Genomic DNA, 14958 nt, shown 5'->3' with positions numbered 1-14958 from the left:
TTAGTTTTCTTTAATTAAAAGTGTGTTTTTTACATTAATTAAAGACATTACAAAATAAGAAATCCCGTTATTTAAAAATAACGGGATTTTCTCACTTCATAAAATATTATTTTAAACCTGCGATATGCACAGATAAATCAATTAATTTACTAGAATATCCGTATTCATTATCGTACCATGATACTAATTTGAAGAAAGTTGAATTTAAACCAATTCCTGCAGTAGCATCAATAATCGAAGTTCTTTTATCAGAAATAAAATCCTGAGATACAACAGCATCTTCAGTATATCCTAAGATACCTTTTAATTCGTTTTCAGAAGCTTTCTTTAAAACAGCCATAATTTCTTCATATGAAGTTTCTTTAGCCACTTTTACAGTTAAATCTACTGTAGAAACGTCAGCAGTAGGTACACGGAAGGCCATACCTGTTAATTTACCATTCAAAGAAGGAATAACCTTTCCAACCGCTTTTGCAGCACCTGTTGAAGAAGGAATAATGTTTATTGCTGCTGCACGTCCACCTCTCCAGTCTTTTCTTGAAGGTCCGTCAGCAGTCATTTGAGTTGACGTTGTAGCGTGAACAGTAGTCATTAAACCTTCAACGATTCCAAAATTATCATTAATAACTTTAGCTAAAGGAGCTAAACAGTTGGTAGTACAAGAAGCATTCGAAACAACTAAATCAGAAGCTTTTGCAGTTTCGTGGTTAACTCCCATTACAAACATTGGAGCATCTGCAGAAGGAGCAGAAATGATTACTTTTTTAGCACCACCTTTTAAGTGTTCACTTGCAGTTTCGATAGTTGTGAAGATACCAGTACATTCTGCTACTACATCAACATCAACCTCATTCCATTTTAAGTCAGCCGGATTTCTTTCTGCTGTAATACGGATATTTCTTCCATTTACGTAAAGTTTCCCTTCTTTAACCTCAACAGTTCCGTCGAAACGACCGTGTACTGAATCATATTTTAATAAATAAGCTAAGTGATCTACATCTAATAAGTCATTGATTGCAACAACTTCTACATTATCTCTATTGAAAGACTCTCTAAAAACGATTCTTCCAATACGTCCAAATCCGTTTATTCCTAATTTTACTTTTGACATTTTACTCGATTTTGTTTTGTTTTTATTTAACTGATTTAAAGTTTAATTTCTCACTATAAACTTCGTTTCTTTTTATGTTGACATGATATCTGATACTCTTAGTAACTCCATATCAATTTCAGATTTCCCTTTAATTGCCTGTTCCAGTGGTGTCAAAGTCACTTTATCCTGTTGCAGACCAACCATATAATTTGATTTGCCATCTAGTAGTGATTCTACCGCTTTTACTCCTAAACGACTTGCTAAAACACGATCAAAACATGATGGAGAACCACCACGCTGCATGTGACCAAGAACTGAAACACGCACATCATATTCTGGTAAATTAGCTTCTACGTAATCTTTTAATTCGAATACGTTTTTACCAATTTTATCCCCTTCAGCAATAACTACTATACTTGATGATTTCCCTGAAGCTTTACTTTTTTGAAGAGAGTCCAAAAGCCTGTCAAGCCCTAAATCTTCTTCAGGAATAAGAATTTCCTCTGCTCCTGCACCAATACCTGCATTAAGAGCAATATGACCTGCATCCCTGCCCATAACCTCTACAAAAAACAAACGGTTATGCGAACTGGCGGTATCCCTAATTTTATCTATACAATCTACAACGGTATTTAAAGCTGTATCATAACCTAAAGTATGACTTGTTCCAAAAATGTCATTATCAATTGTACCTGGAATTCCCATTACAGGAAAACCATATTCAGAATTAAAAATTAACCCTCCGGTGAAGCTTCCGTCTCCTCCAATAACAACCAAAGCATCAACTCCGGCTTTTACAAGATTATCGTAGGCTTTTTTTCTACCCTCAGGTGTTCTGAATTCAAGTGAGCGTGCCGATTTTAAAATCGTTCCTCCTTTGTTTACAATGTTATTTACACTTCGGGGTCCCATTTCTTTGAAGTCTCCTTCAATCATTCCCTGATACCCTCTATAAATTCCCAAACATTCTATATTATGATAAGCGCACGTTCGAACTACTGATCGAATGGCGGCATTCATTCCTGGTGAATCTCCTCCTGAAGTAAGAACACCTACTTTTTTTATCGTTTTTGGCATTATTTAAGTATTAAAGTGTAAAATTAGCAAACATTACGCACTTTTCAGTTGATGCTTATAATAAATTAGTAAAAAAAACAAATTCAAACGTTTTCGGTTAATAAGTTTTTCTATACTTAAAAATTCATTTAAAATAATAAAAATGCCTTTTTTTAATTAAAAATGCAAAATTAACAATCTACAAATGAAGTGTTATAAAATTTCATTCTGTGATCATTCATAAAACTAAAAGATCGTGCAAATCTATTAAAATTTAAAATTCTGTTTAATAATCATTATCAGGAATTAATCCCTCATTGTTATTTTTGTTTTCTTGTTTTTCTTCCTTTTTTTCAGGTTTCTTTTTATCCTTTTCTGCTTCTTTTTTAGCGTTTGTAAAATTTATATAATCAGGGTTCAGATTAGAATCTTGTATATCATTTGAGCCTTTACTGGTTTTTCCTAATTTATTCTTCTTAAAGATTTTATTAACTAACTCACTAAAAGTATCAAAATCTACTTCATAACTAATACCTACACCCTGCGTGTAGCCAATACCCTGACCCACGTAGCTAAGGTCATTTTCTTTATTAAACAAACGCAAATTAGCCGTCCCGTCTTCATTAATACGATATTGCACTTCAATATCTCCCACTATTGCCGATTCATTTATACCTCCTACAGGCACTCCTACTTTTCCATTAATAGTAATGCGTTCATTAACTTGTGATGATACTGTTGCCACTACCTGTCCATCAGCCTCCTGCCCTATACGTCTGTCTGCAGAAACATAATTAAAACCAACATTAATTCTATCATTGTCTGATTTTATTATATCACCTAATAAACTGGAAGCTGTTTCAGCAAATGTCCCTGATAAATCTCCTTGGCTAAAACCATCCGTACTCATAAAAGAACCCGTTGATAATAAATATAAGGCCTGGGTCTGACGAATGTCCTTATCATCCAGCTTATATTGTATTTCTGACTTTAAAACACTACTTACAGAAGGAAACTGTATATCGAAATTAGGCTCTGGACTGGCTAAATCGCCTCTTAAACCAATAACTACTTCGACAGGAACTTTTTTATTGAATGAAGAGTTTTCCAATAAAACTGCAGGGTTTGCTATTGTTCTATATACAGCTTCCAAATTTAATTGTGCCCTCATAGGATTGCCCTCCCAAATAATTGAGCCTCCTTTTCTAACAGCAAATTTTTTATCAATTAATCCGCCGTATTTAAAATTATAAGTTCCTTCATAAGCCTGAAAATCCCCCCACATATTAAACTTACCTAGCGTATTGATTTTAAACAATAACGATCCATATCCTTTTCCTTTCATCCCATGTCCGGAATCCCTGTCTAAAATCACTTCAATTTCAGCATCTGGTGTAATATCAAAATCAAATTCTAATTCGAGACCATTATAGTTTTTTGTTCGCTCAACTATACCATTTGCTAAATTATACTTTTCCTTAGGTGTTATAAAATGTATAAAACTTTTTTCGCCCACACTTTGAACGTTGCTGATTGGAATTTTGATCTCAGTTCCTTTCTCAGATTTTGCATCTACTTTAATAAACAATGCCTCAGTTGGCCCTTTTATACTTGCAGCACCATTTATAAAAGCTGTTCCAAAATAGGCAGCATCCTCACTATCTTTTGTATCTAATGCCAGCAATCGTTTTGACGTTATAGTTAAATCTAATTTCCAGTCTCCAAATTTTTTATGCTCTATACTTCCGTTTAACAAACCTTTTGTTCCAAATTTAGTATCTGTTAGCTGATTATTTCTGAACAAAAATTTCTCATCGGTCAAATCTATTACAGTTCTGTTATTTAACTCATAATCTGTATTAAGATAAGTAACTGTCATTCCTGCCTTTTCAACATACAGTCTTCCGTTAATTTCTGGCTTTTTAAGATGACCTGCAATTGCCGCATTTCCTGATACACTCCCTCGTATATTAGACAAAATATCCCCGCCAATGGTACTCAAAGCAGCCAGATTAAATTTATCAAGCTTTAAGTTTAAGTCTAATAAAGTCTCTTTATTTTGAATAGAGAAACTTCCTTCTGCTTTGAAGGATTCGGCAAAATTATTCTGAATAGAGGAATTTATAGTGAATTTTTTAAATGTTTCATCCCCTGAGATATCAAACTTTAACGTTCCTAAATCTATCTTATTTAAGTTTAGATTATCAATTTCAATAGTAGCAGTAGGCTGATAGATATTTTTATTCTGCTTGAAATTTATATTTCCGTTTAATTTACCATTAATAACAAATTTATTGTTTAAAGGAGTAATTTTATTAATATCTACATCTTCAAAATTCAGAACAAGATCTTTGTAATCTGTTCCTTTTATAACCCCATTTAAATCTATTTTTTGATTTTCGTGCGACAATATAATGTTGTCAATGTTGAAATTTTTAAATTTTTTATCAAAAACTATCTGATTATCATCTTCCTCATATTCATTCAAATACCATAAATAGTCCTTAAATTTCATTTCTGATTTATGAATTCCAACTACGTTATTTTTATTTTTATCAATCGTGTGATAGAGATTCAGATTAAAATAATCTTCGCCTTTTGCCCCACCTTTAAATTCAGAACGAACAAACAAGGTGTCTTTTGACGTCACATTAATCAAATTAAAATCTCGAATCTTATAGTACGGCGTCTTAATACTATCCAGTTCGATAAAAGCATTATACAGTGGATTCTTATTATCAATATTAACACGAATATTATCGAATGTGTTTTCTGAAGCTGTAATTTTTTGCGAATTAAACCTGAACTTAAATTCCTGTTTATCAGAATCGATCTTACCACGCATCACCGTACTTGAATCAATTTGAATATCCGGGTACAACATTTCAACCACTTTATTGTAAACATGGAAATTAAAACGCAGAAATTGACCTTTTTTAACTTTGTAAGGTTTATAATTCGTATAAAGACTTCCGACAGAATTCATAACCAACTTATCTAATTGGTCAAATTGAAATTTCCCTACAATTTTCCCATTTACAACATCATTTGAATTAACAGTTATGGTACGCAAATTGTCTGAATCGAAACTTGAATTTACCGTTATTTCATCAAAAGCATATGTTGATTTTGGATTTTGGTAAACAGCATCTTTTATAAAAATATTTCCATGTAAACTTTGTAGAGAATTCCCGCTCACCTGCACAATTGCATCACCTGTAAAGCTGGAAACCGAATCATTAACGATTTTAAGTTTTCTCAAATCTGAATTTTCTACATTAATATGAAAATCATATTTATTTTCACGTTTGCTGAGATCAACTAAACCATCAAATGTCAGGTTTAAATTAGGATCGTTAACAGCAATCTGTCCTTTATAATAAGGTAGTTTAAAATTGCCATTTACAACAATATTATTGTATGTATATTTATTATAATCGAGTTTTGAAATATCCCCTTTTACAATTGTATTTAAATATTTCTTAGAAAATCCGATGCCATCAACGTTTAAGTTTAGAGTCGTTTTACCTATATCTTTCCTTTGCAATAATGTTCCGAGGTCAAAATTATTCAGAACAATATTTCCTGAATAGGAAGCTTTATCTATAAAATCAATATTATTCATATGCAGGTCGATTTCTCCATTACCGAGATCGCTGGCCATTTTGAATTTTGATTCTAAATCTGTAGTTGACACTTTTACAGTTCCAACTATATTAACTTTACCAATTCTTTTCAGTTCTTTAGGAAGTTTATTTCCTAAGACATCTGGCAATAAAACAACTAAATTATCGTAGCTGGTAATGAGTTTATCAAATTTACCATCCATAGAAAATTTTTGGGATTTGCTTCCCAAAAGATTTTTAAAATTGATATTTCCAATAATTCTTGTCCCGTTTCTATCACTTAATCTTAACTTTTTTAAATTAAGGTTGTTCAGCGGCCCCTGTATTTTAGTTTTAACTTTAAAATGCTGATTTTTACCTAATCCAGCATAAAAATAACGAATATCATTTGAAGCTAATGAAGCAGAGTCTAATGCGACATCAAACCTGACTTTATCAGTAAATTCTAAGAAATCTTTTACCTGATAATTTAAAATAGCCTTACCATAAATAGATGATCTTTTGGTAGTAATATCTAAATTTTCGAGCTTTATTTGTTTTTTGCTATAACTAAATTTTGAACTTAAATTTGAAACATAAAGACCTCTGTGATCGAGAAAAGAAAATCTGTGAATATTCGTATTGATTTCAGAACCATAAATTTTAAACTCACTAATATAAGTATTCAGGTTTTTAAAATCTATAATCTTTGGAGTCTTCTTGTTTTCGTCAACAGCAGAAAATGAACCTTGCGATATATAAGCATTTTTTGCTGTCAAAAGAAAATGTTTACTTGATTTTGTAGGTTTACCTGATTCAAATAATCGTATAAAAACATTAATATTATTTTCATCTTCGTCTTTATATGTTTTCAGGTTAAAAATTAATCCCGTTAAACGAACATCCCCAAAAATTAAATCCCCATCAATCAGTCTGGTTACACTTAATACATCAGTGGTAATAATATCGGAGTAGATTAACGTTTTTTTGTGATGATCTAAGATTAATACTTTCTTAAGTTTAACACCACCAAAAGCATTAATTGCTACTTTTTCGATACTGATGTTGGTTTTAAAATCAGTGTTAAGCCTATCTGCAATATAATGGGCAATTTTTGTCTGCACGAATGGTAAAGACAAAGTAATAGCAACTACCAAAACGAGTAAAACTAATCCCATAAGGGTTCTGGATATTATTTTCTTTACTTTTTTGATAACTGCTTTTATTTTTAGTTTATTTTAAAATTCATTTTTGAACAGACAAACAACGGCTGTTTTGATAAAAATTCTTTAATTTTGGCTTCTGTTTTACGATTAAACAAAGTTAAAAATTTGATTTGTCAAATATAATTCAAAATTTGTGCCTTTATATGCAAAATTCAGAGGTTTTTATTCTTGCCATCGAAAGTTCCTGCGATGATACTGCCGCCGCGGTTTTACATAACGACAAAGTACTCTCAAATGTTGTTGCAAATCAGTTAATTCACAATCAATATGGGGGTGTTGTTCCTGAACTGGCTTCGAGAGCACATCAACAAAATATCGTACCTGTAATCGATGCCGCATTACGCAAAGCTAATATACAAAAAGATCAATTAACAGCTATTGCTTTTACACAAGGTCCGGGTTTAATGGGTTCTTTGCTGGTTGGAAGTTCTTTTAGCAAGTCATTGTCGCTGGCTTTAAAAATTCCGTTAATTGCTGTCAATCACATGCATGCTCATATTTTGGCGCATTTTATTGATGAAGAAGGATTCGACAAACCGGAGTTTCCTTTTTTAGCACTAACCATTAGTGGAGGACATACCCAAATTGTAAAAGTGAATGGTTTTTTTGATATGGAAATCATTGGCGAAACTACAGATGATGCTGTTGGAGAAGCTTTTGACAAAAGTGCCAAAATTCTTGGACTTCCCTATCCGGGCGGTCCTTTGATTGATAAATATGCCAAAGATGGCAACCCAAAAGCTTTTCAGTTTACAAAACCAAAAGTTTCCGGTCTGGATTTTAGTTTCTCTGGCTTAAAAACAGCCATTTTATATTTTATACAGAATAACAAACAGAAAAATTCAAATTTTATTCAAGAAAACCTCAATGATATTTGTGCCTCCATTCAATATACAATCATTGAAATTTTGATGGATAAATTAAAAATAGCGGTAAAAGAAACCGGTATTAAACAAATTGCCATCGGCGGAGGTGTTTCTGCTAATTCAGGAATCAGAACCCGATTAAAAGAAAGTGAGGCTAAATATGGCTGGAAAACTTTTATCCCAAAATTTGAGTACACTACAGACAATGCCGCAATGATAGGAATTGTTGGTTATCAAAAATATTTATCAGGTCATTTTGAAACTTCATCTGTAGTTTCTAAAGCCCGAATTCAATTTTAATTATGCAGTTATTTTATAATCCGGATATAGACGAGACAACTGAAACTTTTTCTTTCGACAAAGAAGAAAGCCGTCATATTATTAAGGTTTTACGTAAAAAAGATTCAGATATCCTTCACGTTACAAATGGTCTGGGATTATTATTTGAAACTGAAATTACGCTTGCTTCTGATAACAAATGCACTGTAGAAGTCCGTTCGATAGAAAAATCTCCTGAACCAAAATTTCATTTGCATCTGGCGGTGGCTCCAACTAAAATGAATGAACGCTTCGAATGGTTTTTAGAGAAAGCAACTGAAATCGGAATTCAGGAAATCACGCCAATTATCTGCGACCGGTCTGAAAGAAAAGTAATCAATAAGGAAAGATTTGAAAAAATCATTCTTTCAGCAATGAAACAGTCCAATGAATCGTTTTTACCAAAATTAAACGAAGCAATTTCTTTTAAAGAATTCATCAAACAAAAAAACGAAGGCTTACAGTTCATCGCACATTGCGAAGAAACAGATAAAAAATCGCTAAAGGAGGCATTAAAACCAAACAAAAATGTTACACTTTTGATTGGCCCAGAAGGTGATTTTTCTGAAAAAGAAATTACATTGGCTATTGAAAATAATTTTCAGCCCGTTACTTTAGGAAATACACGTTTACGCACTGAAACCGCAGCGGTTGTTGCCTGTCATAGCGTTGTGTTTTTTAATGAAATATCAAATTAACCGACTCTAAAATTGATATGAAAAAAATATTTTGTGTATTTATATTAGCTTCAGTTTCTTCTTTTTCACAAGAAATTGCTTTATTAAAATATAGTGGCGGCGGAGACTGGTATGCAAATCCTACTTCACTGCCAAATTTAATTCGGTTTTGTAATTCGACTATTCATACTCAAATAAAAGCAAAACCATCAACAGTAGAACCAGCAAATCCAGATTTACTATCATATCCTTTTGTGCACATGACAGGACATGGAAATGTTGTTTTTAGTGATGCTGATGTAACCAACCTAAGAAACTACCTAAACGGAGGCGGCTTCCTTCATATTGATGACAATTACGGTATGGATCAATATATAAGAAAAGAAATAAAAAAAATTTTTCCAAACAATAGTTTAGTTGAAATTCCGGCTAATCATTCTATTTTCCAAAAACCTTTTCCTTTTCCTAACGGACTGCCTAAAATTCACGAACACGATGCAAAAAGACCCCAGGCTTTTGGAATTTTTGTAGAAAATAAGCTGGTTTTACTTTATACTTACGAATGTGATCTTGGTGACGGCTGGGAAGATCCTGAAGTCAATAATGATCCGGCCGAAGTACGCCAAAAGGCATTAAAAATGGGTGCCAATATCATCAATTATATTTTTACCAATTAATCTATACAAAGTGCAGCTTACTCACGAAGAAAATCAATTTGAAAATAAAACATTTCCCATAACCCTCGTTTGCGATCATATCTACTTTCAGCAAAATATTGGTTCTCTTTTTAGAATTAGCGAAGCTTTTGGCATTGAAAAAATCATTTTTTTAGGAAAAGATATTCCGTTAAATCCGAGAAAAATAAATAAAACTTCAAGAAGCACGCATCTTCATGTCCCTCATACTGTTATTGAGGAAACAGATGAGCTAATTCAATATCTACTTGAAAATCAATTTGAAATTATTGCTTTAGAAATTACTCATAACAGCAAGCCCTTAAAAGAAATTGTAATTCCAGTTGATAAAAAAATAGCACTTTTGATAGGAAGCGAAATTGATGGAATCTCTGGTAATCTCTTAAAAATTTCAAATCAAATTGTTCATATTACAATGTTTGGAAAAAACAGCAGCATGAATGTTGTTCAGGCTACAAGTATAGCTTTGTACGAATTAACCTCTTAAAATAAATTTTAACATCTTTATAAGAACTAGACTACATAAGGGATTGTAAATTTCTGGTAAACAAATTGTTACTAAAATTTTGTAAAATATAATTTTTGTTATAAAATTGTGTAATATTTAACTTATCAATTATTTTATAACAAAACCCCTTTATTATGAAAAAAATTCTTTTTTCCGCCTTCACAGCACTAATGCTGTTTTCGTGTCAAAATGACAAGACAGAATCTTCAGATCCTGATGTAAATGTAGCTTCAAGACGTGGCTGTGCGTCGCAAGAAGTTTTAGAAACACAATTAAAAGCTAATCCTGCTTTAGCTCTTAAAATGAATGAAATTGAAGCTTTTACAGCTAAACATTCCATGGATAAATTTACAGGTCGTTTAGTGAATGGTAAAATTGAAATTCCTGTGGTAGTGAATGTATTGTACAGAACAGCTGCTCAAAACATTTCGGATGCACAAATTCAATCACAAATTGATGTTTTAAACAAAGACTTCAATGCTTTAAACTCAGATTACAATAATGTACCTGCATTGTTCTCAGGAGTGAAAGCAAACATCGGAATCACTTTTGTTTTAGATCAAATTATTAGAAAATCTACAACTAAAACTTCCTGGGGAACAAATGATGCGATGAAAAAAACTGCTCAGGGCGGTTTAGCACCAACATCTCCTACAACAAAACTTAATATATGGTCATGTGTTATTGGAAATGACATTTTGGGATACGCGCAATTTCCCGGAGGATCATCATCAACAGATGGTGTTGTGATTGATTACAGATATTTTGGTTTATCTGGTGCGGCTAATGCTCCCTTTAATTTAGGAAGAACAGGCACTCACGAAGTAGGTCACTGGATGAATTTACGCCATATTTGGGGAGATGCAACTTGCGGAAGCGATTTAGTAGCGGATACTCCTACACACAATGAAGCAAACTACGGTGTTCCTGCTTACCCACACTACAGTACTTGTTCTGGAACGCCTGTAGAAATGACAATGAACTATATGGATTATACCAATGATAATGCAATGTATATGTTTACAACCGGACAGAAAAACCGAATATCAGCTATTTTTACAACTGGAGGAGCAAGAGCCTCATTTGCACAATAGTTAAAGTAAAAACTAAATCAAAGCGAGATGTTTTCATCTCGCTTTTTTTGTTTAAGCCTAGATTTTAGAATGCTTTTTCCTATATTTATATTCTAAATTTTAAACATGATCACGTCAAAAACCATTTCGAGAGGAATTTTAAGAGCCTTAGCTACAATCTTAATAATTGGCATCACTTTATACTTTTTATATGAAATTCAAACCGTAATTGTATATTTATGTATTTCTTTACTATTATGCTTAATTGCAAATCCGTTAGTTTTATTTTTAAAAAATAAACTAAAATTCAGCAATTCGATGGCTGCTACAACAACAATCGTACTTTTTATATTTCTGATTGTGGGTTTTATTCTTCTGTTTGTTCCTTTAATTATCTCACAGGCAAATAATTTGGCACTATTAGATACCGGTCAACTTCAGACAAAATTTATAGAAACTGAGAAACATCTTGAAAATTACTTTAATATTCAGGATATTGACTTAAATAAAATTATAAAAGACTCAAAACTTACTTCGGTATTAGATTTTAGTTATTTTACTGGATTTATCAATTCAATTATTAATTTCATGGCCGATATGGGAATGGGATTGGTTTCCGTTTTCTTCATCACTTTCTTTTTTATCAAAGATCAGGATGTTTTTAAAGATCAAGCCAGAAGAGTACTTCCTGATTCGAATGAAGATAAAATTCTGAATTCAATCACAAAAATAAACCACTTATTAACAAGATATTTTATTGGTTTGCTTTTACAATTAATCGTGGTATTTATTCTGTATTTAATTGTATTGCTAATATTTGGAAATGAAAACGCTTTTGTGATTGCTTTTTTATGCGCAATTTTAAACATAATTCCATATTTAGGACCAATCATCGGGACTACATTGGCGGGGATTTTAACCATGATTAGTATGATTGGTCAGGATTTTCAATCTGAAATAGTACCAAAAACAATCTATGTAATTATAGGCTTTTTGATAGTACAAGCGATTGACAATAATATTAGTCAGCCCATAATTTCATCAAAAAGTGTAAATTCGCACCCGTTAGAAATTTTCTTAGTAATCTTGATCAGCGGAATCACCTTTGGAATTGTTGGTATGATAATAGCAGTTCCGGTATTTACAATGATTAAAGTAATTTTAAAAGAATTTTTTCCTGACAATAAAATTGTGTCCGTATTAACCGAAAGAATTTAGCTTTGAATACCTCTATTTTGCATCCAGATATACAGAAATTTATAATTCAAAATACTGGTGCAGATGTAACAAAATTGGCGCTGCATAAAAATCCGTTTCCAGAAGTGGATTGGATTTTAATTTTAAATCAAATTGAAGCGCGAACAAAAGCTAAAGAAAAACTTCCGACTTGGTTTGCGGAAGAAAATATAATTTATCCAAACAAAATTTCAGTTGAACAAACTTCTTCAGAAAAAACAGCTGCTTACAAAGCTGCTTTAATTTCTGGAACATCTTTAATTGATTTAACTGGCGGTTTCGGTGTTGATGATTATTATTTTTCGAAAACTTTTAAAGTAGTTGCACATTGCGAAATTAATGAAGATTTATCTGCTATCGTGAAACATAATCTTCAACAATTTGGTGTGAAAAATTGCTTTTGTTACGCTACAGATTCTACAAATATCTTAAATGAATCAGAATTAAAATACGATTGGATTTATATTGATCCGTCGCGAAGAAATGATAGCAAGGGGAAAGTTTTTATGCTGAAAGACTGTTTACCAAATGTTCCCGAACTGCTCGATTTTTATTTTGAAAAATCTGATTCAATTTTAATTAAAACTGCTCCGCTGTTAGATATTTCAGCGGGATTGACAGAATTAAAAAATGTTAAGAACATTCATATTATTGCACTGGAGAACGAAGTTAAGGAACTACTTTTTGAAATTCACAAAGATTATTCAGGCAAAATAACCTTAAAAACGGCTAATATTTTAAAAGAAAAAACAGAAACTTTTGAATTTCTTTTAGACGAAGAAATCTCTTATCCTCTTTATGATTTGCCCAAAAAATATCTTTACGAACCCAACGCTGCGATTATGAAATCAGGTGGATTTGATAACGTAAGCATTGCTTTTGAAATGAACAAACTCCATAAACATTCTCATTTATATACTTCGGATGAGTTAATTGATTTTCCTGGAAGAACTTTTGAAATCGACAAAGTGATTTCATATAGCAAAAATGATATGAAAACGGCACTTTTGAATCAACAGGCAAATATTACCACACGTAATTTTCCTGAATCAGTAGAAAACATCCGAAAAAAATGGAACATAAAAAATGGAGGGAATTTATATTGTTTTTTTACAACTGATAAAAATAATAACAAAATAGTTTTAATTTGCAGAAAAATAACTCAAAAATGAAATACTTAATTACACTAGCTTTTTTTCTGTTAACTTATACCTCATTTGCCCAAAAACCTTGCGAATACAGTACGAATGTAACAGATTCAATCGGTACATATAAAGTTACAAATGAATATTTGGTAAGTGAAAAAAACTTTGGAAACACCTTTGATTATATCTTTTTTTCTTTGGCACAAACTGACGGTTTGCCAACATTAAACTTACAATTAATTCAAAAAAGCAAGGATTTTATAAAAGCCAATTGTTTTGATAAAAACTCAAAAGTATTTTTGCAATTACAGAATGGTAAAGTTGTTACCTTACTACATGTTAATCAGGAAAATTGTGGAACACTTCTTCATGATAAGGATTTTAACAACCGAATCAATAGCGGTATTTTTATGTTTATGAAAGATAATTATGAAGAACTCAAGAAATCTCCCGTAACCATTATGCGAATTAAATACTTAACGGCAACAGAAGACTATATCATAAGAGATCAAATTACATCAGAGATGAATGGAAAAAAATATAAGCCTGCTACTTATTTTATGGAAAATATCAGATGTGTTGAATAAATTATTCGCAATCCCATTTTTGATTAGAAACCTTATCTTTTAAACCTGTTTTTAAATTATAATGCCACCATTCTGAATCAAAAGAATTAAAGCCGTTTTTAACCATTATTTTTTTTAGAAATTTCCTGTTCGATAATACTTCTTTAGAAAGTTTAGTATAATTATGACTGGCCTGAATCCCAAAAAAGTCGAATGGAGTTCCCATATCAACTTCTTTACCTTTAGAATCAACTAAAGAAATATCAACGGCTCCTCCTCTGTTATGGATGGAGCCTTTTTTAGGATCTGCCACATACTCCGGATTTGAAACAATCTGCCACATTTTTTTCTGAATAGATAATGGTCTGTAGCAGTCATAAAGTTTAATTTTATAGCCTTTCTTCATGAAATCCTTATTAGCTTCTACCAAAGCCATAACAGTCTTTAAACGCAAAAAACATTCCGCACAATCATACACTTTCGCTTTTAAAAAATTATCCTCAGTAGCATATTTCATATCGTAGATAAAATCTTTACAGTAGTCATTTAAATTGACGAAAGTAGTATCAGTCAGAGAAACACCTGCATGTAACTCGTTCTGAGCACTTGAAGAAATTATCGAAAAAAAAGAAACTAAAAAAAATAAAAAATTAGAATATGAAATTACCTGTACTTTTGATTTCATTGTTTATAGTAACTGTGTTTAGGTAAATATAACAAAACATTTTTTATATCTCTTCTCAAATCATAACATTTTACTTTATACCTTTATTCTTAAGTATTCGGAAATGAGAGCGTACTGCATGATAAAAATTTTATTTTAAAAATTACTTTACTTTAAAAATGAACTGATTACTGATAAAGGCATTTCTGTACAGATAAAAAGAATAAACT

12 protein-coding genes are annotated in these 14958 nt (G+C 31.6%); 8 read left to right on the top strand and 4 right to left on the bottom strand.

What is annotated here, in order from left to right; translation table 11 throughout:
- Positions 1-106 precede the first annotated feature (106 nt).
- From gap to ACNC7R_RS08640, 3 genes are all read right to left on the bottom strand, one after another.
- Positions 107-1111, bottom strand: a complete 1005-nt coding sequence (gene gap / locus ACNC7R_RS08650) for a type I glyceraldehyde-3-phosphate dehydrogenase (protein WP_417940545.1) — start codon at positions 1109-1111, stop codon at positions 107-109.
- A gap of 72 nt (positions 1112-1183) precedes the next feature.
- Complete coding sequence (gene pfkA / locus ACNC7R_RS08645) at positions 1184-2170, bottom strand: 6-phosphofructokinase (protein WP_417940544.1); 987 nt, start codon at positions 2168-2170, stop codon at positions 1184-1186.
- A gap of 265 nt (positions 2171-2435) precedes the next feature.
- Positions 2436-6932 (bottom strand): translocation/assembly module TamB domain-containing protein, encoded by a 4497-nt coding sequence (locus ACNC7R_RS08640; RefSeq protein ID WP_417940542.1) that lies wholly within the window; start codon positions 6930-6932, stop codon positions 2436-2438.
- Positions 6933-7123: 191 nt separating this feature from the next.
- Here ACNC7R_RS08640 and tsaD point away from each other — a divergent pair, with 191 nt between their 5' ends.
- The 8 genes from tsaD to ACNC7R_RS08600 all read left to right on the top strand — a co-directional run bounded on the left by tsaD (position 7124) and on the right by ACNC7R_RS08600 (position 14085).
- Positions 7124-8146 (top strand): tRNA (adenosine(37)-N6)-threonylcarbamoyltransferase complex transferase subunit TsaD, encoded by a 1023-nt coding sequence (gene tsaD, locus ACNC7R_RS08635; protein WP_417940541.1) that lies wholly within the window; start codon positions 7124-7126, stop codon positions 8144-8146.
- A 2-nt stretch (positions 8147-8148) separates the two neighbouring features.
- Entirely contained in the window at positions 8149-8862 is a 714-nt protein-coding gene (locus ACNC7R_RS08630) for a 16S rRNA (uracil(1498)-N(3))-methyltransferase (protein ID WP_417940540.1), read from the top strand.
- 17 nt (positions 8863-8879) lie between these two features.
- Positions 8880-9518, top strand: a complete 639-nt coding sequence (locus ACNC7R_RS08625; protein WP_417940538.1) for a DUF4159 domain-containing protein — start codon at positions 8880-8882, stop codon at positions 9516-9518.
- Positions 9519-9528: 10 nt separating this feature from the next.
- Positions 9529-10023: a TrmH family RNA methyltransferase gene (locus tag ACNC7R_RS08620; RefSeq protein WP_417940537.1), complete on the top strand. Its 495-nt coding sequence runs from the start codon at positions 9529-9531 to the stop codon at positions 10021-10023.
- Between the two features lie 155 nt (positions 10024-10178).
- Positions 10179-11138 carry a zinc metalloprotease gene (locus tag ACNC7R_RS08615; RefSeq protein WP_417940536.1) on the top strand — a complete coding sequence of 320 codons (960 nt, stop codon included), beginning with the start codon at positions 10179-10181 and terminating at the stop codon, positions 11136-11138.
- 105 nt (positions 11139-11243) lie between these two features.
- Positions 11244-12335, top strand: coding sequence for an AI-2E family transporter (locus ACNC7R_RS08610; RefSeq protein WP_417940535.1), 1092 nt, complete (start codon positions 11244-11246; stop codon positions 12333-12335).
- Between the two features lie 2 nt (positions 12336-12337).
- The gene (locus ACNC7R_RS08605; protein WP_417940534.1) at positions 12338-13525 is read left to right on the top strand and encodes a THUMP-like domain-containing protein; all 1188 of its coding nucleotides are present in this window, start codon (positions 12338-12340) and stop codon (positions 13523-13525) included.
- Positions 13522-14085, top strand: coding sequence for a hypothetical protein (locus tag ACNC7R_RS08600; protein ID WP_417940532.1), 564 nt, complete (start codon positions 13522-13524; stop codon positions 14083-14085). The genes ACNC7R_RS08605 and ACNC7R_RS08600 overlap by 4 nt, the downstream gene beginning before the upstream one ends.
- 1 nt (position 14086) lies before the next feature.
- Here ACNC7R_RS08600 and ACNC7R_RS08595 read toward each other — a convergent pair whose 3' ends face one another.
- Complete coding sequence (locus ACNC7R_RS08595; protein ID WP_417940530.1) at positions 14087-14749, bottom strand: M15 family metallopeptidase; 663 nt, start codon at positions 14747-14749, stop codon at positions 14087-14089.
- Positions 14750-14958: the final 209 nt, after the last annotated feature.

The sequence above is a fragment of the Flavobacterium adiutor genome (assembly GCF_048282555.1).
Lineage (GTDB): Bacteria > Bacteroidota > Bacteroidia > Flavobacteriales > Flavobacteriaceae > Flavobacterium.
Note: the sequence above shows the minus strand (reverse complement) of the source record. Positions and strands in the feature narration are given on the sequence as shown.